Below are 22520 nucleotides of genomic sequence, written 5' to 3' on the forward strand. Positions count from 1 at the left end.
GCTCAAGAAGAAAAGCGGGATCCCGGATCAAGTCCGGGATGACGAAGCTGTAATGGCTGGAATCCACTCAAAGCAGCCCAATTCCGCTTCCCCTCAGTCCCGCTTCAAAATGTTCATCGCCAGCACGGTCATGGCTTCGCTTGCGGTGGCGATCACCTTGTCGGCCTGCGGGGCCCAGAACGGACTGTGGAGCGACGGCAGGCTGATCTCGCCCGCCGCGGCTCTCGTCATCTGTTCGGCGGGCACGCCGCCGACCCAGAAGATGAAGCTGTTGATGCTCTTGTCGGCGCGGTAATATCGGCCGAAATCTTCACCGGCCATGGACGGCTTCGTCTCGCTGACGGTGCCTTGCGGGAAGTGCGCCTTCAGCACGTCCGCCATCTGGTTGGCGAAGACCGGCGGATTATAGGTCGAGGGCGTGAACTCATCCTTCACCGACATCACCGGCATCCTGTCGTCGGGAACGCCCGCCGCAATGGCTTCGCCCCGCGCGATGCGCTCGATCCCGCGAATCAGCTTTTCGCGGGTTTCGTCGGAATAGCTGCGCACGGTGAGCAGCATCTTCGCCTCGTCGGGGATCACATTATGCTTGGCGCCGCCCACGAAGCTGCCCACGGTCACCACGGCGGGGTCGAACGGGTCCTGTTCCCGGCTGACCAGCGTTTGCAGCGCCGTCACGATCCGCGCACCCAGGACGATGGGATCGCGGGTCGTCTGTGGATAAGCCCCATGGCCACCCGTGCCGCGCACCAGCAGGTCGATGCTGTCGACATTGGCGAGCGCGAAGCCGGGGGCATAGCCGATCCTGCCCGCCTCCAGATTGGCCGCATCGTGGAAGGCGATCGCATGGGTCGGGCGCGGGAAGCGGGTATAGAGCCCATCCTCCAGCATCAGCCGCGCGCCGCGACCGACCTCCTCGGCGGGTTGCAGGATCATGACCAGCGTGCCCTTCCATTCGTCCTTGCGCGAGGAAAGGAGCTTCGCCGTCTCGATGAAGGCGGTCATATGCGTGTCATGGCCGCAGGCATGCATGACGCCGGTTTCGGTGCCGTCGGCGGTCTTGGCCCTGACCTTTGAGGTAAATTCCAGGCCCGTCTGCTCGGTGACGGGCAGGGCGTCCATATCCGCGCGGATCAGCAACACCGGCCCGGACCCGTTTTTCAGCACGGCCACGACGCCGGTGCCGCCGACCTTTTCGGTGACGGCGAACTTCATCGCCCTGAGCCGGCGGGCGAGCTTGGCGGCGGTGGCGGTTTCCTGTTCGGACAGTTCGGGATTGGCGTGCAGGTCGCGATAGAGCGTCATCAGCCCGTCCATGTCCCCGGCGATGGTGGTCGCGATCTCGTTGGACGCCGTGGCGTAAGGCGCCGGCCCCGTCTGGGCATGGGCAATGGACATAAGGCTGGCGGCGGCCATGATGGCCGTCAACGCATGACGCATCGATCTGTCTCCCTGGATTTGGCCGGGAGCATAGGGGGAATTTGTCGGTGTTTTAAGGGGGTGTTTCCAATAATTGCCCTCCCTTCCGGGAAGGGAGAATTCCCTATTGCGCCGTCCAGCCGCCGTCGATGCTCATATTCGCGCCGGTGATGTTGGCTGCGGCATCGCAGCACAGGTACATCGCCATCGCAGCCACCTGCTCGACCGTGACGAACTGCTTGGTGGGCTGCCCCGCGAGCAGCACATCGTTCATCACCTGCTCCCGCGTCATCCCGCGCGCCTTCATCGTGTCGGGAATCTGATTTTCCACCAGCGGCGTCCAGACATAGCCCGGCGAAATGCAGTTCGCCGTAATGCCGAAGGTCGCCAGCTCCAGCGCCAGCGTCTTGGTGAAACCCGCAAGGCCATGTTTTGCGGTCACATAAGCGCTCTTGAAGGGAGAGGCGGTCAGCGAATGCGCAGAAGCGGTCTGAATGATCCGCCCCCACTTCTTCTCCTTCATATAGGGAATGGCGAGGCGCGACGTATGAAAGGCGCTGTTGAGGTTCAGGGCGATGATCAGGTCCCATTTCTCGACCGGAAAATCCTCGACCGGCGCGACATGCTGCATCCCGGCATTGTTGATGAGGATATCGACGCCGCCGAACGCGTCGGCGGCTTCCTTCATCATCGCCTCGATCTGGTCGACCTTGGTCAGGTCATGACCACTGTAAAGCGCCTTCGTCCCGCTCAGCGCCTCCAGTCCGACGCGCTCCTTCTCGATCGCCTCTGTATCGCCGAAACCGTTGATCACGACATGGGCGCCCTCGCCGGCCAGCGCCCGGGCATAGGCAAGGCCGATGCCGGACGTCGATCCGGTGATGAGGGCCGTCTTGCCGTTCAGCGACTGGGTCATGCCTGCTTCTCCTTGAGATGGTCGGGGGCGTCGAGGTCGAAGGTGGAACTTTTGCCGTTCACGATGTTGCGGGCGATCAGGTCGCCCTTGTGCATCACCTCTTCCACGGCGTCGCGGCCCTGGCTCCAATGGTCGATCATGGTGGCGCGGGAAAATTCGAAGTCGCGCGCGCCGCTTTCCCAGGCGCGGCTGCGATAGATGAGGTGGACGATGTTGACGGAGCCGGTGTCCAGGAACTGGCGCAGCCGCTGGGCGTCGGCATCGTCCTGCAATTCGGGCGGCAGCTTGTCGAGCAGGGCGCGGATCGCCTTATGCTCCTTGCGCAGCCGCAGATACTGGTCGGTCACCTGGCGGGTGCGGCTGGAATATTGAATGTCCTTGGTGCGGGAATAAACGTCGGTCAAGTGGCGCGGGAACGGCCCTTCGGCGGGGAACAGGTCGACCTGGAAGATCAGCATGTCGTCCGTCTGATGGTCCAGCACATGGGCGAGCGGGGTGTTGGACACGATGCCGCCGTCCCAATACCAGCGCCCGTCGATCTCCACCGGGGGCAGGCCGGGGGGCAGGGCGCCCGATGCCATGATGTGCCGCGCGTCGATCCGGGTGTTGCCGCCGGGGCCGCGCGTGTCCCAATAGGCGAAATTGCCGGTTTCCACATCGACCGCGCCCACCGACAGCCTGACCGGCCCGTCATTCAGCAGATTCCAGTCGACGCAGGCGTCCAGCGTATCTTTCAGCGGCGCGCTGTCATAGAAGCTGATCGCGCCCGGCGTCCCCTCGGGCATCAGCGGCGCGGGCCACAGGCGCGGGCGGAACATGCCCGGCACGCCGAAGGTCGCGACCGTGCCCGCCGCCATGAGATGGGCGGCTTCGCGGATATGGTCGATTTCCGGCAGCACGATATTGGGCATGCCGCCCGACACGGTCAGCCAGAATTTCTTGAGACGGCTGAGGCGCCGGTGCGGCGGGTTGCCCGCGATGATCGCCGCGTTGACCGCGCCGATGGAGATGCCCGCGACCCAGCTGATGTCCACGCCCAGCTCGTCCAGCCGCTGATAGACGCCCGCCTGAAACGACCCGAGCGCGCCGCCGCCCTGCAACAGAAGCGCGACTTCGCGGGGAAGGGGCAGCGGGGAGTGGGCGCGGTGGCGCGGCTGGGGTTCGGTATCGGCCATGACGCGGTGCAATATAGACGTCTCGACGCTCATTCCAACTGAATGTCTCGTTACAATCCGTTCATGACGCGCAACCGGTCGGGCGAGCCGACCGTTTCCACTGGCGGTGGAATGGATTAGGCAGGGCGAGGAAAGAGAGGGACGAGATGCGGCTCGACGACGAAGGGGAAAGCACGAATTTCGAAGTGCAGGACGGCCGCGGCGGCGGTTTCGGCGGCGGCATGGGCGGGGGGCTCGGCATGCTGCTGCCCTTGATCGGCAGCCGTTTCGGCTGTGGCGGCATCGTCGTCGCGCTGATCGTGCTGGCGGTGATGGGCGTCAATCCGCTGAGCCTGGTCGGCGGCGGGGGCGGTCCGGTGCAGCAGGATGCCCCGGTGAGTCGCGACGCATCGAAGCTGAACGATATCCAGCATTGGTCCCTGAAGGTTCTGGGATCGACCGAGCGCGTGTGGGGACAGGTCTTCCAGCAATCCGGCCAGCAATATCAGCCCACGGTCCTGTCCTTTTATTCGCAGAGCGGTTCATCGGGATGCGGCGCGGCGCAGAGCGCCATGGGGCCTTTCTATTGCCCCAATGACAGGAAGGTCTATCTCGACACCGATTTCTTCGCCGAGCTGCGCCAGCGTTTCGGCGCGCCGGGCGATTTCGCCCAGGCCTATGTGATCGCGCATGAGGTGGGCCATCATGTGCAGGATCTGGAGGGCACTTTGGGTCAGGTGAACCAGCGCCAGCGCGCCGTCAGCGAGGAAGAGGGCAATGCCCTGCAGGTGCGGGTGGAGTTGCAGGCGGACTGCTATGCCGGCGTCTGGGCGAAGCGCACGGGCCTGATGGAGCAGGGCGATCTGGAGGAGGGCATGCAGGCGGCGCAGGCGATCGGGGACGATACGCTGCAAAAGGCGGCGGGACGGCGGCCGGTGCCGGAAAGCTTCACCCACGGCACCAGCGAACAGCGCATGGAATGGCTGCGCAAGGGGCTGGGCAGCGGTGATCCGGCCCAGTGCGATACGTTCAAGGGCGGGTGAGGAAGGAGACGCTTATCTGGCCGGTCCGTCCGGCGGCGGCAGCGTGCCTGCCAACGGGGCCTGTTCCACCGTGTCGGCATCGGGCAGGCCGGCGCCGGGCGTCAGGAAGGGCTTGGCCGCTTCCGGCACAGGCTGGCCGAAGGACGCGCTTGCCACGGGATCATTGACCGCCGGAGGTGGCGGAGCGGGCTGAACCGCCGGCGCCACGACCGGAATCGTGGTTGATGGCGCCGGTGGGATCGACGATGCAGCTGGCTGGTTCGTCTGGGGCACGAAACTCTGGACCGTCAGCACGATAATGGGTGCTGCGATCAGCGTCACGGCGGCGAAAGCCTTGTAGATCATGGTGTGCTTCCCGGATGAATGGGCGCTACCTTAAATCCGGACGGTAAATAAAATGCTGCGGCGTTTCCCTTTTTCGCGGGGGAACCTGCCGCATGGCCCCGCCATCCGCGGGAATCTCAACGCCTGTCCAGCTTCGCCAGCAAATCCAGCATTTCGTCCGGCACCGATTCCCGACCGGCGCGGAATGTCGAGCGCAGCGCGTTGCCGACGCCCTCATAGGGTTGCGGCACGCCGATGGTCAGGACGCGACGGATCGCTCCTTCCTGCACCTTTGCCGATCGGCCTAGGGTTTTGCGCTGCATTTCCATGTTCAAATAACTGTCAACGCGCGTAAAAGTTTCTGGCGTTCACCGCAAACGCGCGCGATATCAGCTCCATTATGGGAAAGACTTGGGTGACGGACGGCTTGGCGGTCGCGACGCGGATGCGGGCGCATTCGCCTTTTCTGGCAAGGCAGATGGATCGCTTCCCGGACGTGGCCAGCCTGTTGGAAAGCGGGGATTTCGAAGGAGCCTGGGCGGCCGCGCAACGGGTGGCGGCGGCCGATGACAGCGTGGCGCGCTCCTTGAGGCGCCGGCGCGGCGCGGTGGCGCTGGTGACGGCGGCGGCGGACCTGGCGGGGGCATGGGACGTCGACCGGGTTACGCGCACCCTGTCCGACTTTGCCGACCAGGCGCTGGAGGAGGCGCTGGCCGCGACCATGGCGGAGCGCTATCCCGATGCGGAAAACCGGGGTTTCGTCGTGTTGGCGCTTGGCAAACATGGTAGCCGGGAACTTAATTATTCCTCCGATATCGACCCGATCCTGCTCTATGATCCCAAAACCCTGCCCCATGGCGAGCGGGAGGACCCGGCGGATGCCGCGGTGCGGATCGGGCGGCGCGTCAGCGAATTGCTGAATGCCCGCGATGGCGACGGCTATGTGTTTCGCGTGGACCTGAGGCTCCGTCCCTCGCCGGAAGCCACGCCCATCGCCCTGCCGGTGGAAGCGGCGATCGGCTATTATGAATCGACCGCGCTGGGCTGGGAACAGGCGGCGTTCATCCGGGCGCGACCGGCGGCGGGCGACATCGCGCTGGGCGATTATTTCATGCAGGCGATCCGCCCCTTCGTCTGGCGGCGGAGCCTGGATTTCGGGGCCATCGACGCCATCACCGACATCAGCCGCCGCATCCGCGATCATTATTCGCAGGGTCAGGCCTTCGGTCCGGGCTATGATCTGAAACGCGGGCGCGGCGGCATAAGGGAGGTCGAATTCTTCGCGCAGGTGCACCAGCTGATCCATGGCGGCCGCGATCCCTCGCTGCGGTCGGGCAACACCCGCGAAGCCCTGCGCGCCCTTGCGACGGCTGGCGTGTTCGAACCGGACGTCGCGGCGAAGCTGGACGAGGCCTATGTCCTCTTCCGGACCATCGAGCACCGGTTGCAGATGGTGGAGGATCGCCAGACCCATGAACTGCCCAAATCTCCGGAGGCGATGGACAATGTCGCGCGGCTCCACGGTCTGGAGGACGGCGACGCGCTGATCGACCTGCTGCGCCCGCATGTGCAGTGGGTCGGCAGCAATTACGACCGGCTGACCCCGGCGGCGGCCGAGGAATCGCTGTCGCATGATGAGGAGCGGCTGAAGGCTCAGCTCTCCGATCTGGGCTTTGCCGACCCGGAAACGCCGTTGGCGCGGATCACGCGCTGGCGTTCGGGCACGATCCGGGCGTTGCGCAGCGGGGCTTCGCGGGAGGCGCTGGAGGAATTGCTGCCCGGCCTGATGCGTACGCTGGCGGCCGCGCCCGATCCGGCGCGGGCGCTCAACCGGCTGGACGACCTGATCGGGCGGCTGCCGAGCGCGATCAACTTCTTCAAGCTGCTGGCGGCGCGGCCGGGGCTGGCGGAAATGCTGGCGGAATTGCTGAGCCACGCGCCGACTTTGGCCGATGCGCTGGGGCGGCGGGCGGAATTGCTCGACGGCCTCATCGACACCTCCGCCTTCGATGCGCCACCCTCCGTGGCGATATTGGCCGGGCAATTCGCGCGGCTGGAGGAGGGGGAGGATTATCAGGCCCTGCTCGACCGCGTGCGGCAGCGGGTGAACGACCGCCGCTTCGCCCTGGGCGCGCAGATCATTCGCGGCGGCGATCCGCTGGAGGCGGGCAGGGGCTATTCGCGCGTGGCGGAGGCCGCGATCGAGGCCCTGACCGCCGCCACCGTGGCCGAGTTCGAGCGCGCCCATGGCAGGGTGCCGGGCGGGGAACTGGTGATATTGGCGCTGGGCCGGCTTGGCGGCGGGGTGCTGACCCATGCGTCCGACCTGGACCTGGTCTATCTCTTCACCGGCAGTTTCGAAACCGAATCCGACGGCCCCAAACCGTTGGGCGCGACGCAATATTTCAACCGTCTGGGGCAACGGATCACCAATGCGCTGTCAGTCCATACGGCGGCGGGGCCGCTTTATGAGGTCGACACGCGCCTCCGCCCTTCCGGCGCGCAGGGCTTGCTGGCGGTCAGTCTGGACAGTTTCGCGCGCTATCAGCGGGAAGAGGCGTGGACCTGGGAGCATCTGGCGCTCACCCGCGCGCGACCGGTGTTCGGATCGGACAGCGCACGGTCCGCGCTCCATGCGATCCTCATCGAAACGCTGGAACGGCCGCGCGATTTCGACGAGCTGGCGCGCCATGCGGTGAAGATGCGCGGGGACATCGCCAAACATAAGCCGCCCGCAGGCGATCTCGACGTGAAGATGGTGCCGGGTGGTCTGGTCGATCTGGAATTCCTGATCCACGTCACCCAGTTCCGCCACAATATGGCCTTCGATCCCGATCTGCGCACGGCGCTGGAGCAATTGGTGGCGGCCGGGCATCTTCCGGCCGCACTGGTCGCCGCGCATGACCTCATCACCCGCTTTCTGGTCGTTTCCCGCCTCGTATCGCCGAAATCGACCGAGCCGCCGGAAGCGACGCGCCCGCTGGTGGCGCGCGCCTGCGGCGTCGAAAGCTGGGACGCGCTGCTTGAAAGCTACGCGCGGGCCCGGCAAAGGGTCAGCGACGCATGGGCGGCAATGGCAGCGCCCTTTACGGAGGAAACATGATGCTGGATGTGGGCGATGCCGTGCCTGATGTGGGGCTGAAGGACGCGGACGGCGCCGACTTCACCTTGGCGCGCTATCGGGGCAAGCCGCTGGTCGTTTATTTCTATCCCAAGGCGGATACCCCCGGCTGCACCAATGAGGCGAAGGATTTTACCGGGCTCTCCGCTGATTTCGCGGCGCTGGGCGTGCCTGTGGTCGGCATTTCCCGGGACAAGCCTGCCAGGCTGAAGAAATTCGCCGATAAATATGGCCTGACCGTCACGCTCGCCTCCGACGAGCCGGGTGAGATGTGCGAGGCGTTCGGCACCTGGGTCGAAAAGTCGCTTTATGGCCGCAAATATATGGGCATCGAGCGGGCGACCTTCCTGGTCGGCGCGGACGGCAAAATCCTGCGCGTCTGGCCCAGGGTGAAGGTCAAGGGCCACGCCGCCGAGGTGCTGGAGGCCGGACAAGCGCTTTGAGCCTGTCCGCCTCCATCGCCCCCGCTTCCAAAGGCAGTGTGGGCGCGGCCTGCGTCCATGTGCTGTCGACGCCCGATCCCGTCGCAAAGCTGATGGCGGCGCGGGCGGCGGCGCACCACTGGCGGTTGGGCCGTCTCGCGCATCGCTTCGACTTGGGTATGCCCGATCGCCCGGCGCGGCCGGAAAAGCCGGAGCTTCTGCCCCCCGGCCAGATGCCCCGGCGCGGCAGGATCGGCTCTGATCGGGCGCGGATCGCCATGCTGCACGCGCTCGCCCATATCGAGTTCGTCGCGATCGACCTCGCCTTCGACCTGATCGGTCGTTTCGGCGCGGAATTTCCGCCCGAATTCACCGATGAATGGATGCGCGTCGGCGCCGACGAGGCCATGCATTTCGCCCTGCTGGACCGTCGCCTGCGGCAGCTGGGCAGCCATTATGGCGCGCTGCCCGCGCATGACGGGCTATGGCAGGCGGCGACGGAGACGGCGCATGACGCCCTGGCCCGTCTCGCCATCGTGCCCATGGTTCTGGAGGCGCGGGCGCTCGACATCACGCCCGCCACCATGGAGCGGTTCGAAGGCGCGGGGGATGCCGTCTCCGCCCGTCTATTGCAGCGCATCATGACAGATGAGATCCGCCATGTCGCGGCGGGGACGAGATGGTTCGGCCACGCGACGAAGCGATTGGGCGTGGACCCGGCAAATCATTACCAAATCCTTGTGAAACGCCACTTTCGTGGGGCTCTGAAGCCTCCGTTCAACGACTCGGCGCGTCGGCAAGCCGGTTTAACGCGGGAATTTTACAGTCCGCTTGCACAATAAGCCGCGACATGTCCTTCTGATGACAGCGGGTGGCGGCATCAGCCGCATTTTTGTCAAACGTGGGGATAGCCGAGAGGCAATAGCCTCCGGTCAATAGTCGGGGTCGGCATGTTGGTTCTTCATTCTGAAAATGCGCGCGTTGCGCGATGGTTCCGTTCTGTGCTTAAATTTGCTGGTGCCATGGGCATGGCAGGGGCGCTCTGCGCCGCCGTCCCCGCTCAGGCCAAGGCAGATGAAGACGATCCTTATGGCGAGGCGTCGGAAATCAACACCGGCGCGCTGGGACCGGCCGATGTCGGCTTTTCCAACCTCTTCTCCAGCCTCCAGCGGCTCGATGGCGAGACGAAGTCGGCCAACTACATCCCCTCGGGACGTCCGGTCGAAAAACTCTCCATGACCTCCAATTTCGGCGTCCGTTCCGACCCCTTCAATGGCGGCGCCCGGATGCACAAGGGCATTGATATTCCGGGACCTCTGGGCACCAGGATCTATGCGACCGCCGACGGCGTCGTCAGCCGCGCGGGTTGGGCCAGCGGCTATGGCAATCTGGTCCAGATCTCGCATGGCGGCGGCATGGAAACGCGCTACGGCCATATGTCGAAGCTGCTGGTTTCCCCCAACGCCTATGTCCATCGCGGCCAGCTGATCGGCCTGATGGGGTCGACCGGTCGTTCCACCGGCAGCCATCTGCATTATGAAGTGCGCGTCGATGGCCAGGCGGTCAACCCGATCCCCTTCGTCGCCGGGCCGGACTATCTGGTGGCGATGAACACCAGGCCCCCGGTCGCCATGGGTGGCCCGACCAAGGCCCAGGAAAAGGCTGCGGACGAATAAGCGGCGCTTGTTCCTTTCTTTCCAAAGCCCCGGCGCCGATGGGTTGCCGGGGCTTTTGCTTGTTCTTATCTAGGCGCCATGGCTGATATCGATCTGACCCCTTCCGCCGCCACTCGCGTCGCGGCCATTGCCGCCAAGCAGGGCAAGCCCGCGATTTTGCGCCTCACCGTGGAGGGTGGAGGCTGTTCGGGATTCCAATATCGTTTCGGCCTGGCGGAATCGGTGGGGGCCGATGACGTGACCGTGGAGCGCGACGGCGTGACGTTGGTGGTCGATGACGTCAGCATCGATCTGGTGCGGGGATCGGCGGTGGATTTCGTTTCCGATCTGGGCGGCAAGGCGTTCAAGGTCACCAATCCCAACGCCACCGCCGGTTGCGGTTGCGGCACCAGCTTTTCGATTTAGAGCGTTTTCGAAGCAGGTGGAATCACCTGCTGACTCGGAAAACACGGAAAAACAAAAGGCATAGAGCATTCGAGCCGATGCAATCGGATCGGAATTTGCTCTAATCGGCACCCACTCCCAGAACTGATCTTGTCGAAGGGCCGTACTTCTCTCTAGGGATGCGCGCGAGGAGATGTCTTCCATGCGCATTGCCACCTTCAACATCAACGGGATCAAGGCGCGCCTGCCGCGCCTGCTGGAGTGGCTGGACGAGACTCGGCCCGACATCGCCTGCCTTCAGGAAATCAAGACGTCCGACGAAACCTTTCCGGTGAAGGATATCGAGGATGTCGGCTACGGGGCGATCTGGCATGGGCAGAAGGGGTTCAACGGCGTCGCCATCCTCGCCCGCGGGGAGACGCCGGTGGAAGTGCGGCGGGGCCTGGAGGGCGAACCCGAGGATGAGCATAGCCGCTATATCGAAGCTGATGTGAAGGGCCTGCGCGTCGCCAGCATCTACTTGCCCAACGGCAATCCGCTGCCTGGCCCCAAATTCGACTATAAGCTGCGCTGGATGAAGCGGCTGAGGACGCGCGCGGCCGAAATCTGGGCGGAGGAAGTGCCCGCCATTCTCGCGGGCGACTATAATGTCATCCCGCGCGATCGGGACGTCTATTCGGTGAAGGCCATGGCCGACGACGCGCTGATGCAGCCGGAAAGCCGTGCCGCCTATCGCCGCCTGCTCGGTGATGGCTGGACCGACGCCCTTGCCTCCCGCCATCCTGCCGGGGGCGTGTGGACCTATTGGGACTATCAGATGAATGCCTGGCCGCGCGATGCGGGCTTCCGGATCGATCATCTGCTGCTCAGCCCCGCCGCCGCCGACCGGTTGATCGATGCGCAGGTCGACAAGGATTTCCGGGGCCGGGAGAAGGCGAGCGATCACGCGCCGACCTGGGTGGAACTGACCGAATAATTTTACCCGGATCATATTGACTCAATTTCACCCGGATAATAAATGCCGTGCCGAAGGAGATTTCGGCATGACACGCACGTTGACGGCCTTTGCGGACGACCTCTGGATCGCCACCGGCGATGAGGAGGAGGTGCGGGCCACGCTTCGTGCCATGGGCAGGGATGCGCAGAACCTGCTGCTGTTCGACGACGCCACGGGGAAGCAGGTGGACATCGACCTGCGCGGCCCGATGGCGGCGGCGCCGCGCGGGAGGGGGCGACCGAAAATGGGCGTTCAGGCTCGGGAAGTGACCCTGCTGCCCCGCCATTGGGACTGGCTGGCGGCGCAACCGGGCGGCGCTTCCCCGACATTGCGGCGGCTGGTCGAAGAGGCACGCAAGGCTGCGCGGCAACCCTCGCCGCGCGCTGCCATGGATGCGGCCTATCATTTCCTGACCGTGATGGCGGGCGACCGGCCGGGGTATGAAGCGGCGATGCGGGCGCTCTACGCGAAGGATCGGGCCGGATTCGAAGCGGCATGCAGCGCATGGCCCAGCGCCATCCGCGATCATGGCGCGGCGCTGGCGGGACCGGCTTTTGGAGAGGGATGAGGCGGGTTTTCGGACATTCCTCCTCCCCTCCCGCCTGCGGGAAGGGAGATGGCCCTCAACCCCGCGCCTTTTCCGCTACCCTGATCCCCGGTCCGGCCGCCGGATCGACCATATCCTGGCCCAGCCACTGACCGTCCTGCTGCGAATAGGCGACATGATGGCCGCGCTGGAATCCCGCGCCGTCCCAGACGACCACCTGCAACTCCACCTCATCATGGCGGTGGACGTGCAGCCAGTTGAAACTCTGCGGTTCGGCATTGCGCAGCCGGGTGGACGTCGCAGTGCCCGCCTGGATCACGAGCGCGCCGCCCGAATGGGCGACCATCTTCTGCGCGGCCTCCGCATAGGTACGGTGGAAATGGCCGGCAAGGGCGATGTGAATGCCGGCCGAGCAGGCCGCGCGCACGGCATCTTCGTGACGTCCGACGGCTTCGCTCAACTCGCGGCCCTTGCCGATCGGCATGGCGAACAGGGGGTGATGCGTGACCAGAATGCGCGTCTTTCCGGGCGCCACCCGCGCGAAACGGTCGCGCAGCAGGCGCATCTGGTCCTGATTGATCCGTCCACCCTTGATCGTCAGCGATCGCGCCGTGTTGAGGCCCAGTATCGCAACCTCATCATCCTGGAAAAAGGGGCAGAGATCATTGCTGATATAGCGCCTGTAACGGCGCAGCGGCGCCCCGAAGCGCCGGGCGAGATCGTAGAGCGGCACGTCATGATTGCCGGGAACGACCAATAGCCTGAGGCCCGCGGCGCGCAGCCGGTTGAGCCAGACGGCGGCCTGCCGAAACTGGTCGCGTCTGGCGCGCTGGGTGAAATCGCCGCTGATGATCACCAGGTCCGGCTGACGCTGTTGCAGCCATGCTTCGGCCGCGGCGACGATCTTCGGGTCGTGCGCGCCGAAATGGATGTCGGACAGATGGGCGATGCGGGCCATCTCCCCTGAACGAGCGCGGGTGCGAAATGGTTTCGGACCCCGAAAGGCGGTCGCGAGTTGTTGTGGCATGGCAATGAATTCCCTGCCGCGCGAGGCGGTGCTGATCGTCAATGTCCATTCCCGCCGGGGGGCCGCGCTGTTCAGGAACGCCCGGGCCTTGCTGGAGCAGGCCGGCCTGCGCCTGATCGCCGCCCATGCGGTGAAGGAACCCGACCGGTTGCAGGCGACGGTGCGCGAAGCGGTGGCGCGGGGCGCGCCGATGGTGATCGTCGGCGGCGGTGACGGTTCGCTGTCCGGGACCGTGGATGAACTGGTGGGCAGGAATATTGTCTTCGCCATCCTGCCGCTGGGGACCGCGAACAGCTTCGCACGGACGCTGGGGCTGCCGCTCGATCTGGAAGGGGCGGTCGCAACCATCGCAACGGGGCGGCGGCGGCGGATCGACCTTGGCATGATCGATCACGATTATTTCGTGAATGCGGCCTCCCTCGGCCTGTCGCCCAGGATCGGGAAGACGGTGCCGCACAGGTTGAAGCGCTATCTGGGCCGGGTTGGCTATCTGCTGTGGGCGGTCAAATGCTCGATCGGTTTTCGCGCTTTCCGGCTGGTGCTGGACGACGGCAGGGGCGAGCGGCGGATGTGGTCGACGGAGGTGCGCATCCTGAACGGTCCCTATCATGGCGGGGTGGAGCTGTCCGACCATGCCGATGTGGATAGCGGCGAAATCGTGGTTCAGGCGGTGGTCGGGCGCAGCCATGCGCGGCTTGCCTGGGATTGGTATGCGAAATTCTTCAAGCTGCGCGACAGGGATGCGCATACGGAGGAATTTCGCGGCAAGGCCTTCCGCATCGAGACGATCCCGCCGCAGCGCATTTCGATCGATGGGGAGGTGCTGGCGAAGACGCCCGTGACGGTGAAGGTCGCGGCGGGCGCGGTGGATGTGGCGGTGCCCTGACCATTCCCCTCCCCGAAGGGAGGGGGGAAAGAAGGGGTCAGAGAGCCTTCTCGTAAACCTGATAAACCTTGTTCACCTTGCTATCGATGGCGTCGGCAATGGCGTTCATGCCCTGATTGTCGTCCAGCACCCAGCCGATCTCGCCGCGCGTCGCGCCATAATGGGCGATGGCGGCGCGGCGGATATATTCGATCATCATGAAGGCCAGCTGGCTCGCCATGCGCGAGGATTGCAGCCGCTGCACCACGCCCATCAGCGGCACGCGCATGGTGCGCACCCTGGGCTTGCGCAGCCACCAGAGCAGCTTCGCCCAGCCAAGGGGAAAAAGCGATCCGTTCAGGGGCGCGATGGCTTCGTTGAGGTCCGGCAGGGTCATCATGAACGCCACGGGCTCGCCCTCCAGCTCCGCGATCATGATGAGGTCGTTGAAGACGATCGGCTTCAGCTGCTTGCCGAAATGCGCGACTTCCTCGTCGGTGATCGGCACGAAGCCCCAATTATTGCCCCAGGCATCGTTCAGGATGTTGAGGATGATCGCCGCCTCCCTGTCGAATTTCGACTTGTCGACCTTGCGGATGCGGATGCGTTCATTCTTCTCGCCCGACTGGATGATACGCTGAATCAGCGGCGGAAATGGGTTGGTGATGTCCAGTTCATAGGTTTTGAGCTGCTTGACCGGATTATAGCCGGCCCCTTCGACCATGGCCCGATATTCCGGTCTGGCGTGGCCCATCATCACCGTCGGCTTATGGTCGAAGCCCTCGATCAGCAGGCCCGGCTCCTCCCAGATGGACAGCGAGATCGGCCCGAGCGACCGCGTCATCCCCTTGGCCCGCAACCAGCCTTCCGCCGTCGCGATCAGCGCCGCGCCGACCTGCGGGTCTTCCGCCTCGAACAGGCCGAAATTGCCGGTCCCCGGCCCCATGCCCTGTTCGGCGGGCTGGGCAAGGGCGAGATGATCGATATGCGCGGACACGCGGCCGACCACCTTGCCGCCCCGGCGGGCCAGGAAATATTGCGCCTCGGCATGGCCGAAAAAGGGGTTTTTGCCCGGCGTGATCAGGCTGACCACCTCATCCTTCAGCGGCGGCACCCAATGGGGATCGTTGGCGTAGAGCCGCCAGGGCAGATCGACGAAAGCCTTTCGGTCGGCCTTGGAAGTGACGGGGGTGATCACCAGTTCGGTATTGGCCACGGCGAAGCTTTCGCTGGAGAGGTTTGGGCAGAGCAGTTCGGCGCTTGTTCGGCGAATGTCAATCGGGACATGAGCGGATGGCCGGAGATGACGAAATCGTCATGTTGCTGCCCCAATTGCAGCGCATTTACCCTTTAGGAACCACGGCATGACTGTGCACGATCCCCTTATTGCAGCCGCGTCGCGGACGAAAAGCGCGATCCCCGACGATGCGGCGATGCTGCGCGCGGCGGCGGACCTGACGCGCGAGCTGTCGACGGCGAAACCCGCCATTTACTGGCCCGACATGCTGGCGTCGGCGCTGGTCGGCTATGCAGCGCTGGCCGGAGCGATGCTGACCGATCATGGCGCGCTGGCGGTGATATGCGGTCTGGTGGCGATGCTGGCGCTTTATCGCGCCGCCAGCTTCATCCATGAGCTGACCCATATCCGCAAGGGCGCGCTGCCCGGCTTCCGCTTCGGCTGGAACCTGATCGTCGGCATTCCGCTGATGATCCCCTCCTTCCTGTATGAGGACGTGCATACCCAGCATCATGCCCGCACCCGATACGGCACTGTCAATGATCCGGAATATCTGCCGCTGGCGCTGATGAAGCCCTGGTCGCTGCCTTTGTTCATCCTGGTGGCGTCGCTGGCGCCATTGGGCCTCATCCTGCGCTTCGGCGTGCTGACGCCACTCAGCCTGATCTTCCCGCCGCTGCGGCGAAAGGTGGTGGCGGAATTTTCGGCTCTGTCGATCAACCCCGCCTATCGCCGCCGCCCGCCGGAGGGAGAGTTCGCCCGGCAATGGGCATGGCAGGAAACGGGCGCCTGCCTTTTCGCGCTGGCCCTCATCGGCAGCATCTTCGCCTTTGGCTGGCAGCTTCTGCTCACCTATATGGCGGTGCATTCCGCCATGACCGTCATCAATCAGTTGCGCACGCTGGTTGCCCATCTCTGGGAAAATGAGGGCGATGCGATGACCGTCACCGCGCAATATCTGGACTCGGTGAACGTGCCGCCGCCGTCGCCTTTCGCGGCGATCTGGGCGCCGGTGGGGTTGCGCTATCATGCTCTGCACCATCTGTTGCCGAGCGTGCCCTATCATGCGCTCGGCGAAGCGCATCACCGGCTGGTCGCGACGTTGGCGCCGGATTCGCCCTATCACCAGGGCAATTATCCCGGCATGTGGCCGCTGGTGGGGAAGATCGCGCGGAGCACGATGGTGAAACGTTAAGTCAAAATGCAATGTGCTCCTGCCTTCGCAGGAGTACCTTATCTAAACCGGCAAGAGCCCTCTCACTCCTCGGTCCGGAACAGCACCGTCTCGCCCACCAGCAGGAACAGTAGAAACGGCGCCCAGGCGGCGAGCAAGGGCGGATAGGCCCCTAGATTCCCCATGGCGAGCGAGAAATTGTCCGCCACGAAATAGGCGAAGCCCAGCGCCATCCCCAGCACCGCGCGCACGAACAGCTGACCCGATCGCGCCAGTCCAAAGGCCGCCACCGATCCCAATATCGGCATCAGCAGCGCAGAGAGCGGCCCCGACAGCTTGTGCCACAGGCTCCCTTCCAGCTCCGCGGTCGGCCGGCCGGCGTCATGCAAATCGCCGATCGCCGCCTGCAACTGGGCGAAAGTCAGGGCGTCGGGGTCCACCTTGGCCAGGGTGAACTGATCCGGGCGGATATCATGGCCGAAGCGGACCGTGCCCACCTGCCGCTCCGTCCCGCGCGCGACGTCGAACTGGCGCGCGCCTTCCAGCACCCAGCTTTTGCTGGCGACGTCATAATGGCCCCTGGGCGCCTGGATGATCGTGGTCAGCGTATTGTTGAGGCGGTTGAAGATTTCGACCTTGCGCAGTTGCACCCCCGTCCCGCGCCCGGCAACGATCGCCGCGGACACCAGATTATTGCCGTCGCGCACCCAGGGATTGGCCTTGATGCCGGTTTCGGGGGGCAGGGGGCCATATTCCACCGCCTGCCAGGCCGATAGCCGCGCGGTCGACCGCGCCACGATCCGCTCGTTGAAGGCATAGCTGATAAGGGCCACGCCCAGGGCGGCCGCGATCAGCGGCGCCAATATCTGGTGCGCCGACAGTCCCGCCGCCTTCATCGAGATGATCTCGCTATTCTGGTTGAGGCTGGCGAGCATGATCAGCGTGCCGAGCAGCACCGAAAAGGGCAGGAAGCGGGCAATGATCTGCGGCGCGCGCAACGCCACATAATGCCACAGCTGCGCGTCGCCATTGCCCGCATAAGCCAGAATGTCACCCGATTCACCCAGCAGGTCGAGCGTCTGGAGCACCGCCACCAGCATCGCCAGCACCGCGAAGGTCCGGGTCAGGAACAGCCGCGCCATGTACCAGCTGAGCTGGCGCGACGGGAAGAAATTGAACTGATGCATGGGTCAGGCGGCTCCTTCCGAAGCTTCCGACAGGGAAGGGCGGGATCTGAACAGGCGCAGTAAACGGGGGATTTGCTTGGCGACCTTGGCAAAGGCATATTCGAGCGCGGCGATCGGCTGGCCGCCGGGCCGGTGCGCGATGACGTGGTACATCCACAGGATCAGCCCCGCGAACAGCAGGAACGGCACCCACAGCGCGATGATCGGATCGATCTTGCCCAATGACCCGACGCCCTGCCCATATTCGTTGATCTTATGATAGGTCACGATGAACACGATCGACAGGAACACGCCAAGCGCCGAGGTCGATCGCTTGGGCGGAATGGCAAAGGCGAGGGCGGCCAGCGGCAACAGCATCATCATCGCCACCTCCACCATGCGGAAATGGAAATTGGCGCGAATCTCATTGCGCAGCTTGTCGGGCGTGGCGGGATCATGGCCCATCACGACGAGTTCGGGGATGGTCTTTTCCCGGTCCACGTCGCGTCCCCGGAATTTCTCGATCTGCGGCAGGTCGATCGGCAAATCATGGCTGGAAAAGGACAGGATTCGCGGCGACTTATATTTGGGCGCGTCATTGACCAGCACCCCGTCGCGCAGGCGGAAGATGATGGTGTCGGGATCGTCGGTGGCCAGGAATTCGCCCTGCGCCGCCGTCACCGCCACGGTCTGGCCGTCCTTGCCCACGGCGCGGACGAAAATCCCTTGCAGATTGCGGCCTTCGTCCAGGCTGCGCTCGATCCGCAGGGTCATGCGCTTGCCCAGATTGGTGAACTCGCCCACCTTGATCGAGGCGCCCAGCGCGCCCGACCGCAGCTCGAATCGCAACGCCTCATAGGCATGGCGGGACAGCGGCTGGACGAAACCGACAATGCCGAAATTGAGCAGCGCCAGCGCGATGGCGAACATATAGGGCACGCGCAGCAGCCGGCCATAGGACAGCCCCACCGCGCGCATCACGTCCAGTTCGGACGACATGGCAAGCTTCCGGAAAGCCAGCAAAATCCCCAGCATCAGGCCGATGGGAATGCCCAGCGACAGATATTCGGGCATCATGTTCGCCAGCATGCGCCACACGACGCTGACCGGCCCGCCCTCCGCCGCGACGAAGTCGAACAGGCTCAGCATCTTGTCGAGCACCAGCAGCATGGCCGAGATCACCAGCGTTCCCAGCATGGGCAAGGCGATCAGGCGGGCGAGATATCTGTCGGTGGCTGTCAGCATTTCTCTATGTGGTCGTCCCATCACCATGATTTGGCCGCAAACCCTGCCCATATGCGAGTCAGGTAGTTTTGCGGGGCGAACAGGGGCTCGCCGTCCGGTTTCAACGGGCGGCTATAGCTTCACGGAGTTGGATGGTCATGTTCAAATTTGCATTGGGCCTGATGCCGGTGGGGGCATTGTTCGCCGCCGCCCCGGCAATCGCCCATGGCATGGAAATCAGCAACGAGCTGGAACGGTGCTCGGCCGGGGCGAAAGGCCCGGCGGTGCTGGTCGACGTGCACGGTTTTTCCGCCTCGACCGGTACGGTGCGCGTGCAATCCTATCCCGCGACCAGGGCGGCCTGGCTGGCCAGGGGGGAATGGCTGGGTCGCATCGACGTGCCGGTAAGGGCCAGCAATGGCGCGATGCGCTTCTGCATGCCGGTGCCGCAACCGGGGAAATATGGCATCGCCGTGCGTCATGATCGCGACGGCAATGGCAAGACCGACATTTCGCGCGATGGCGGCGGATTTTCCAACAATCCGGCGATCAGCATCTTCAACCTGGGCAAGCCGGGGGTCGACAAGGCCGCCTTCTATGCCGGGCCGGGCGTGACGAAAATCACCATCAACCTCAAATATATGTGATCCGCCATGGTCCGCGTCGCCCTCTTGTCCAATCCCAAATCCACGGGCAACCGGCAGACGCTTCCGCGCGTGCGCAGCTATTGCGCCAGCAATCCGGACATCTTCCATTATGAGGTGGAACATGTCGACCAGATCGGACGGGCGCTCCAGACCATCGCGCGCGTCGATCCGGTCGTCATCGTCATCAACGGCGGCGACGGCACGGTGCAGGCGGCGCTGACCGAACTCTATCAGGGCGAGCATTTCAAGGGGCGGGTGCCGCCGATCGCGGTGCTGCCCAATGGCAAGACCAACCTGATCGCGCTCGACCTCGGCATTCATGGCGATCCGATCAAGGCGTTGGAAAAGATCGTCCAGATCGCCAAGGCGGGCGTCGACGATCATGTCGTGGCGCGCGAGCTGATCGCGCTGTCGGACGGCCAGGCGGAAAGCCGGCCTGTATTGGGCATGTTCCTGGGCGGGGCGGGTCTGGCCGATTACATGCTCTATTGCCGCAACCAGATCTATCCGCTGGGCCTTTCCAACGGCCTCAGCCATTTCCTGACGGCGCTGGCGGTGATCGTGTCGCTGCTGTTCGGCGTCCGCGCCCGATTTCTGCCACAATCCAGCCATCCGGTGCGCATCTCGCTGATCCGCGAAGGACAGCTGGCGGGCAAGTTCGCGGTGCTGATCGTGACGACGCTGGAACGGCTGCTGCTGGGCGTGCAACCGGGCGACAGCCGGCGCGGCAATATGAAGCTGATGGCGGTCGACCAGAATCTGCCCGCGCTGCTGCGTCTCGTCTGGGCGAGCATGACCAGGCGCGTGGGCAAGTCGCAGATGCAGGGCATTCATCTGGAACAGGGCGATGTGATCCGCATCGAAGGCGACCATAGCAGCGTCATCCTTGATGGCGAACTGTTCGAAGCCTCGGAAGGCAGGCCGATCGTCCTCCGCTCGACCGAGCCGGTGCCGTTCCTGCGGCTGGCGGCATAAGGGCCTTTGGCGGTTTAGGGTGGAAGGTGGACGGTCGGCTTAGCTGAGCATTCCTTAATACGCACCGTGTTCCTGCGCAGGCATTCGAACGAGACGAGTGGCTCGTGAGAACCCAGTCCCGCCCTCACTTCGTCACAGCAACATCCGAGCTGGGCTCCTGCCTGCGCAGGAGCACCTCGCGCTCAATGTCCACAAATGACCAACGGCATCATTTTTCCGCTGTCCTACAGCACCCCGTTCACGCTAGGGCCGACCCGGCTCTTTGAAATAGGAAATATCGGCAAAAACCGCGCTTTTCCGTGCCGCTGTCGTGTCACCTTTGTCACCCTGGCATGGCTCACCGCTTCGGTTTCAAAGCCTCGGCCAAAGACATGGTCGCGCTCCCCCGCCGCGCAGGTTTCGCCTGGCTTGGATCGGCCTTCCACCCGCTCAGATACACGATCGCCATCTGCTCCGCCGTCCGGCCATCCGCGTCCGCCGCCGCCGCGAAATGTTCGGCCCCGCCGACCAGTGCATCCCGCCGCAGGGCTGGCGGCCGCGACGCCAGCACATTGGTCGCTCCCATGCCGCGCAGGTCATGCATCAGCCGCAGCATGTCGCCATAGCGCACGGTCAGCACATCGCCGTCCGCCACGGGCATGGTGAAACCCGCCCGCGAAAGCAGGTCCCCCGCCGATCGCACATCGACCTGCGGATGGATATGCTGCCCCGGCCGGTCCCCTTCGCCCGCCATCAGCGCCGCCCGCAGCCGAGGCAGCGAGCCCGCGCCGGTAAAGGCCGCCAGCAACAGTCCATCCGGCCGCAACAGCCGCCGCATCAGGATCAGGGCGCCGGGCAGATCGTTGACGCTGTCGAGCGTGCCGCAGGCGATCACCAGATCGAAACTCTCGTCCGCGAAGGGCAGGGCGTCTTCATCCGCCTGCACCCCGCCCTGCGCCTTCGCCGCCACGAAGCCCGGATCGGCGCAGACGACGCGCTTGCCCATCGCCTCCAGCGCGGCCTTCGCGCTGCCGTCGGGACAGCCGATGACCAGCACTTCTTGAAAATCCCGCTGCACGTCGCCCAGCCGGTCTAACAGTTCGTCCAGCATCGCCCGATAGAGAAAGTCATGCTCGGCGAACCGCGCCATCATCCGGTCGCGCCTTTTGGCGCGCAAGGCACGGTCGAAGATGTCCGGGTTGCTCATGGCGGGCCTTGTGCATCGGCGAAGGAGCGGGAACAAGGGAGATGATGTCCCTTTCGCCGCTTCTCAAGCCCCTGCTGCGCCCTCTGGTCGATTATGCCCTGCCGCCGCGTTGCCCCGGCTGCGGCGTGATCGTGGATGCGGATGACGCCTTCTGCCTCAGTTGCTGGAGCGGGATGCGGTTCCTTGGGCGCCCCTGCTGCGCCCGCTGCGGCGTGCCGTTCGACTATGATCGCGGCGCCGGGTCGGAATGCGGCGCCTGCCTGGCCGATCCGCCGCCGTTCGACAGCGCGCAGGCGGTGCTGGCCTATGGCGACGTGGCGCGGGCGGTGGCGCTGCGGCTCAAATATGGGCGGCGCATCGGCTTGGCGCGATTGATCGCGAAGCAGATGGCGCGGCAGGTTCCGGCGGTGGATCATGCGCTGATCGTGCCCGTGCCGCTGCATCGCTGGCGGTTATGGTGGCGCGGCTTCAACCAGGCGGCGCTGATCGCCCGGCATCTGGCGCGGTTGACCGGCCTGCCGCTCGACAATCACGCTTTGCTGCGCACCCGCCGGACCCAGCCCCTGCGCGGCATGAACCCCCGGCTGCGGGCGAAGGCGGTGCGCGGCGCCTTCACGCTGGCGCCGAACCATGGCCTCCAGGGCCGCGCCGTGTTGCTGATCGATGACGTGCACACCAGCGGCGCGACGGCAGCGGCCTGCGCCCGCACGCTGAAACGCGGCGGCGCGGCGAGCGTTCATCTGCTGTGCTGGGCGCGGGTGCTGCCCGACACGGCTGATTGACAAACCGGCGCCGAGCCACAATTTCGGCGGTCAAGGAGTACATTATGGCGAAGGTCGAAATCTATACCAAGGCCTGGTGCGGCTATTGCGCCCGGGCAAAGGCCCTGCTCGACGGCAAGGGCGTGACGTTCGAAGAATATGACATCACCATGGGCGGCCCGAAGCGCCAGGAAATGCTGGACCGGGCCAATGGCGGAACCACCGTGCCGCAGATATTCATCGACGGCCCCCAAA

At 64.8% G+C, this 22520-nt stretch carries 24 protein-coding genes; 14 read left to right on the forward strand and 10 right to left on the reverse strand.

All coding sequences use genetic code 11. The features are described 5' to 3' along the window. Positions 1 to 93 precede the first annotated feature (93 nt). From RUH75_RS19460 to RUH75_RS19470, 3 genes are all read right to left on the reverse strand, one after another. Positions 94 to 1440 carry an amidohydrolase gene (locus RUH75_RS19460; protein ID WP_313808841.1) on the reverse strand — a complete coding sequence of 449 codons (1347 nt, stop codon included), beginning with the start codon at positions 1438 to 1440 and terminating at the stop codon, positions 94 to 96. A gap of 103 nt (positions 1441 to 1543) precedes the next feature. Beyond that, positions 1544 to 2335: a 3-hydroxybutyrate dehydrogenase gene (locus RUH75_RS19465; RefSeq protein ID WP_313808842.1), complete on the reverse strand. Its 792-nt coding sequence runs from the start codon at positions 2333 to 2335 to the stop codon at positions 1544 to 1546. Further along, a complete protein-coding gene (locus tag RUH75_RS19470; protein ID WP_313808860.1) occupies positions 2332 to 3510 on the reverse strand; it encodes a patatin-like phospholipase family protein in 1179 nt (392 codons plus the stop codon). The genes RUH75_RS19465 and RUH75_RS19470 overlap by 4 nt, the downstream gene beginning before the upstream one ends. Before the next feature lie 146 nt (positions 3511 to 3656). Here RUH75_RS19470 and RUH75_RS19475 point away from each other — a divergent pair, with 146 nt between their 5' ends. Then, positions 3657 to 4532 carry a neutral zinc metallopeptidase gene (locus RUH75_RS19475; RefSeq protein ID WP_313808843.1) on the forward strand — a complete coding sequence of 292 codons (876 nt, stop codon included), beginning with the start codon at positions 3657 to 3659 and terminating at the stop codon, positions 4530 to 4532. Between the two features lie 12 nt (positions 4533 to 4544). On the opposite strand, the gene RUH75_RS19480 is transcribed toward RUH75_RS19475, so the two are convergent. After that, complete coding sequence (locus RUH75_RS19480; RefSeq protein ID WP_313808844.1) at positions 4545 to 4877, reverse strand: hypothetical protein; 333 nt, start codon at positions 4875 to 4877, stop codon at positions 4545 to 4547. A 116-nt stretch (positions 4878 to 4993) separates the two neighbouring features. Beyond that, the gene (locus RUH75_RS19485) at positions 4994 to 5185 is read right to left on the reverse strand and encodes a hypothetical protein (RefSeq protein ID WP_313808845.1); all 192 of its coding nucleotides are present in this window, start codon (positions 5183 to 5185) and stop codon (positions 4994 to 4996) included. Between the two features lie 71 nt (positions 5186 to 5256). Here RUH75_RS19485 and RUH75_RS19490 point away from each other — a divergent pair, with 71 nt between their 5' ends. The 7 genes from RUH75_RS19490 to RUH75_RS19520 all read left to right on the forward strand — a co-directional run bounded on the left by RUH75_RS19490 (position 5257) and on the right by RUH75_RS19520 (position 12024). Then, positions 5257 to 7959, forward strand: a complete 2703-nt coding sequence (locus RUH75_RS19490) for a bifunctional [glutamine synthetase] adenylyltransferase/[glutamine synthetase]-adenylyl-L-tyrosine phosphorylase (protein WP_409592401.1) — start codon at positions 5257 to 5259, stop codon at positions 7957 to 7959. Then, positions 7959 to 8420, forward strand: coding sequence for a thioredoxin-dependent thiol peroxidase (gene bcp, locus RUH75_RS19495; protein ID WP_313808862.1), 462 nt, complete (start codon positions 7959 to 7961; stop codon positions 8418 to 8420). Before RUH75_RS19490 ends, bcp begins: the two co-directional genes overlap by 1 nt. Positions 8421 to 8422: 2 nt before the next feature. Beyond that, the gene (locus RUH75_RS19500) at positions 8423 to 9241 is read left to right on the forward strand and encodes a ferritin-like domain-containing protein (protein ID WP_409592403.1); all 819 of its coding nucleotides are present in this window, start codon (positions 8423 to 8425) and stop codon (positions 9239 to 9241) included. Positions 9242 to 9349: 108 nt separating this feature from the next. Beyond that, on the forward strand, positions 9350 to 10075 hold the full coding sequence (locus RUH75_RS19505; RefSeq protein WP_409592402.1) for a M23 family metallopeptidase: 726 nt from the start codon (positions 9350 to 9352) through the stop codon (positions 10073 to 10075). Positions 10076 to 10153: 78 nt separating this feature from the next. Beyond that, positions 10154 to 10480 carry an iron-sulfur cluster insertion protein ErpA gene (gene erpA, locus RUH75_RS19510; RefSeq protein WP_313808847.1) on the forward strand — a complete coding sequence of 109 codons (327 nt, stop codon included), beginning with the start codon at positions 10154 to 10156 and terminating at the stop codon, positions 10478 to 10480. A 181-nt stretch (positions 10481 to 10661) separates the two neighbouring features. After that, the gene (xth, locus tag RUH75_RS19515) at positions 10662 to 11435 is read left to right on the forward strand and encodes an exodeoxyribonuclease III (protein ID WP_313808848.1); all 774 of its coding nucleotides are present in this window, start codon (positions 10662 to 10664) and stop codon (positions 11433 to 11435) included. 67 nt (positions 11436 to 11502) lie between these two features. Further along, a complete protein-coding gene (locus RUH75_RS19520; protein ID WP_313808849.1) occupies positions 11503 to 12024 on the forward strand; it encodes a DUF2239 family protein in 522 nt (173 codons plus the stop codon). A 55-nt stretch (positions 12025 to 12079) separates the two neighbouring features. Here the strand turns inward: RUH75_RS19520 and RUH75_RS19525 are convergent, their stop codons facing one another. Then, the gene (locus tag RUH75_RS19525; protein WP_313808864.1) at positions 12080 to 12961 is read right to left on the reverse strand and encodes a metallophosphoesterase; all 882 of its coding nucleotides are present in this window, start codon (positions 12959 to 12961) and stop codon (positions 12080 to 12082) included. A gap of 67 nt (positions 12962 to 13028) precedes the next feature. On the opposite strand from RUH75_RS19525, the gene RUH75_RS19530 reads away from it, so the two are divergent. Beyond that, positions 13029 to 13916, forward strand: coding sequence for a diacylglycerol kinase family protein (locus RUH75_RS19530; protein ID WP_313808850.1), 888 nt, complete (start codon positions 13029 to 13031; stop codon positions 13914 to 13916). Between the two features lie 37 nt (positions 13917 to 13953). On the opposite strand, the gene RUH75_RS19535 is transcribed toward RUH75_RS19530, so the two are convergent. Then, positions 13954 to 15111: an N-acetyltransferase gene (locus RUH75_RS19535; RefSeq protein ID WP_313808851.1), complete on the reverse strand. Its 1158-nt coding sequence runs from the start codon at positions 15109 to 15111 to the stop codon at positions 13954 to 13956. 148 nt (positions 15112 to 15259) lie between these two features. On the opposite strand from RUH75_RS19535, the gene RUH75_RS19540 reads away from it, so the two are divergent. Further along, a complete protein-coding gene (locus RUH75_RS19540) occupies positions 15260 to 16327 on the forward strand; it encodes a fatty acid desaturase (RefSeq protein WP_313808852.1) in 1068 nt (355 codons plus the stop codon). Positions 16328 to 16389: 62 nt separating this feature from the next. Here the strand turns inward: RUH75_RS19540 and lptG are convergent, their stop codons facing one another. Together lptG and lptF are read right to left on the reverse strand one after the other, a co-directional pair. Next, entirely contained in the window at positions 16390 to 17493 is a 1104-nt protein-coding gene (gene lptG, locus RUH75_RS19545) for an LPS export ABC transporter permease LptG (RefSeq protein WP_313808853.1), read from the reverse strand. Positions 17494 to 17496: 3 nt separating this feature from the next. Continuing rightward, on the reverse strand, positions 17497 to 18717 hold the full coding sequence (gene lptF, locus RUH75_RS19550; protein WP_313808854.1) for an LPS export ABC transporter permease LptF: 1221 nt from the start codon (positions 18715 to 18717) through the stop codon (positions 17497 to 17499). Between the two features lie 131 nt (positions 18718 to 18848). Here lptF and RUH75_RS19555 point away from each other — a divergent pair, with 131 nt between their 5' ends. Next, entirely contained in the window at positions 18849 to 19343 is a 495-nt protein-coding gene (locus tag RUH75_RS19555) for a DUF2141 domain-containing protein (RefSeq protein WP_313808855.1), read from the forward strand. 6 nt (positions 19344 to 19349) lie between these two features. After that, complete coding sequence (locus tag RUH75_RS19560; protein ID WP_313808856.1) at positions 19350 to 20318, forward strand: diacylglycerol/lipid kinase family protein; 969 nt, start codon at positions 19350 to 19352, stop codon at positions 20316 to 20318. A 337-nt stretch (positions 20319 to 20655) separates the two neighbouring features. Here the strand turns inward: RUH75_RS19560 and RUH75_RS19565 are convergent, their stop codons facing one another. Then, complete coding sequence (locus RUH75_RS19565) at positions 20656 to 21504, reverse strand: methyltransferase domain-containing protein (protein WP_313808857.1); 849 nt, start codon at positions 21502 to 21504, stop codon at positions 20656 to 20658. Between the two features lie 41 nt (positions 21505 to 21545). Here RUH75_RS19565 and RUH75_RS19570 point away from each other — a divergent pair, with 41 nt between their 5' ends. Both RUH75_RS19570 and RUH75_RS19575 read left to right on the forward strand, forming a co-directional pair. Beyond that, entirely contained in the window at positions 21546 to 22286 is a 741-nt protein-coding gene (locus RUH75_RS19570) for a ComF family protein (RefSeq protein ID WP_313808858.1), read from the forward strand. A 44-nt stretch (positions 22287 to 22330) separates the two neighbouring features. After that, positions 22331 to 22520 (forward strand): glutaredoxin domain-containing protein (locus RUH75_RS19575; RefSeq protein ID WP_313808859.1); only part of this gene is annotated, 190 nt, incomplete at its 3' end.

It is taken from the genome of Sphingobium sp. (genome assembly GCF_032153725.1).
In the GTDB taxonomy this organism is placed as follows: Bacteria; Pseudomonadota; Alphaproteobacteria; order Sphingomonadales; family Sphingomonadaceae; genus Sphingobium.

Excerpts from the sequence above, each read along its gene's own strand:
- RUH75_RS19460 (WP_313808841.1), bottom strand. The coding sequence starts at position 1,440 with ATGCGTCATGCGTTGACGGCCATCATGGCCGCCGCCAGCCTTATGTCC.
- RUH75_RS19465 (WP_313808842.1), bottom strand. The coding sequence starts at position 2,335 with ATGACCCAGTCGCTGAACGGCAAGACGGCCCTCATCACCGGATCGACG.
- RUH75_RS19470 (WP_313808860.1), bottom strand. The coding sequence starts at position 3,510 with ATGGCCGATACCGAACCCCAGCCGCGCCACCGCGCCCACTCCCCGCTG.
- RUH75_RS19475 (WP_313808843.1), top strand. The coding sequence starts at position 3,657 with ATGCGGCTCGACGACGAAGGGGAAAGCACGAATTTCGAAGTGCAGGAC.
- RUH75_RS19480 (WP_313808844.1), bottom strand. The coding sequence starts at position 4,877 with ATGATCTACAAGGCTTTCGCCGCCGTGACGCTGATCGCAGCACCCATT.
- RUH75_RS19485 (WP_313808845.1), bottom strand. The coding sequence starts at position 5,185 with ATGGAAATGCAGCGCAAAACCCTAGGCCGATCGGCAAAGGTGCAGGAA.
- RUH75_RS19490 (WP_409592401.1), top strand. The coding sequence starts at position 5,257 with ATGGGAAAGACTTGGGTGACGGACGGCTTGGCGGTCGCGACGCGGATG.
- bcp (WP_313808862.1), top strand. The coding sequence starts at position 7,959 with ATGCTGGATGTGGGCGATGCCGTGCCTGATGTGGGGCTGAAGGACGCG.
- RUH75_RS19505 (WP_409592402.1), top strand. The coding sequence starts at position 9,350 with ATGTTGGTTCTTCATTCTGAAAATGCGCGCGTTGCGCGATGGTTCCGT.
- erpA (WP_313808847.1), top strand. The coding sequence starts at position 10,154 with ATGGCTGATATCGATCTGACCCCTTCCGCCGCCACTCGCGTCGCGGCC.
- xth (WP_313808848.1), top strand. The coding sequence starts at position 10,662 with ATGCGCATTGCCACCTTCAACATCAACGGGATCAAGGCGCGCCTGCCG.
- RUH75_RS19520 (WP_313808849.1), top strand. The coding sequence starts at position 11,503 with ATGACACGCACGTTGACGGCCTTTGCGGACGACCTCTGGATCGCCACC.
- RUH75_RS19525 (WP_313808864.1), bottom strand. The coding sequence starts at position 12,961 with ATGGCCCGCATCGCCCATCTGTCCGACATCCATTTCGGCGCGCACGAC.
- RUH75_RS19530 (WP_313808850.1), top strand. The coding sequence starts at position 13,029 with ATGGCAATGAATTCCCTGCCGCGCGAGGCGGTGCTGATCGTCAATGTC.
- RUH75_RS19540 (WP_313808852.1), top strand. The coding sequence starts at position 15,260 with ATGACTGTGCACGATCCCCTTATTGCAGCCGCGTCGCGGACGAAAAGC.
- lptG (WP_313808853.1), bottom strand. The coding sequence starts at position 17,493 with ATGCATCAGTTCAATTTCTTCCCGTCGCGCCAGCTCAGCTGGTACATG.
- lptF (WP_313808854.1), bottom strand. The coding sequence starts at position 18,717 with ATGCTGACAGCCACCGACAGATATCTCGCCCGCCTGATCGCCTTGCCC.
- RUH75_RS19555 (WP_313808855.1), top strand. The coding sequence starts at position 18,849 with ATGGTCATGTTCAAATTTGCATTGGGCCTGATGCCGGTGGGGGCATTG.
- RUH75_RS19560 (WP_313808856.1), top strand. The coding sequence starts at position 19,350 with ATGGTCCGCGTCGCCCTCTTGTCCAATCCCAAATCCACGGGCAACCGG.
- RUH75_RS19565 (WP_313808857.1), bottom strand. The coding sequence starts at position 21,504 with ATGAGCAACCCGGACATCTTCGACCGTGCCTTGCGCGCCAAAAGGCGC.
- RUH75_RS19570 (WP_313808858.1), top strand. The coding sequence starts at position 21,546 with ATGATGTCCCTTTCGCCGCTTCTCAAGCCCCTGCTGCGCCCTCTGGTC.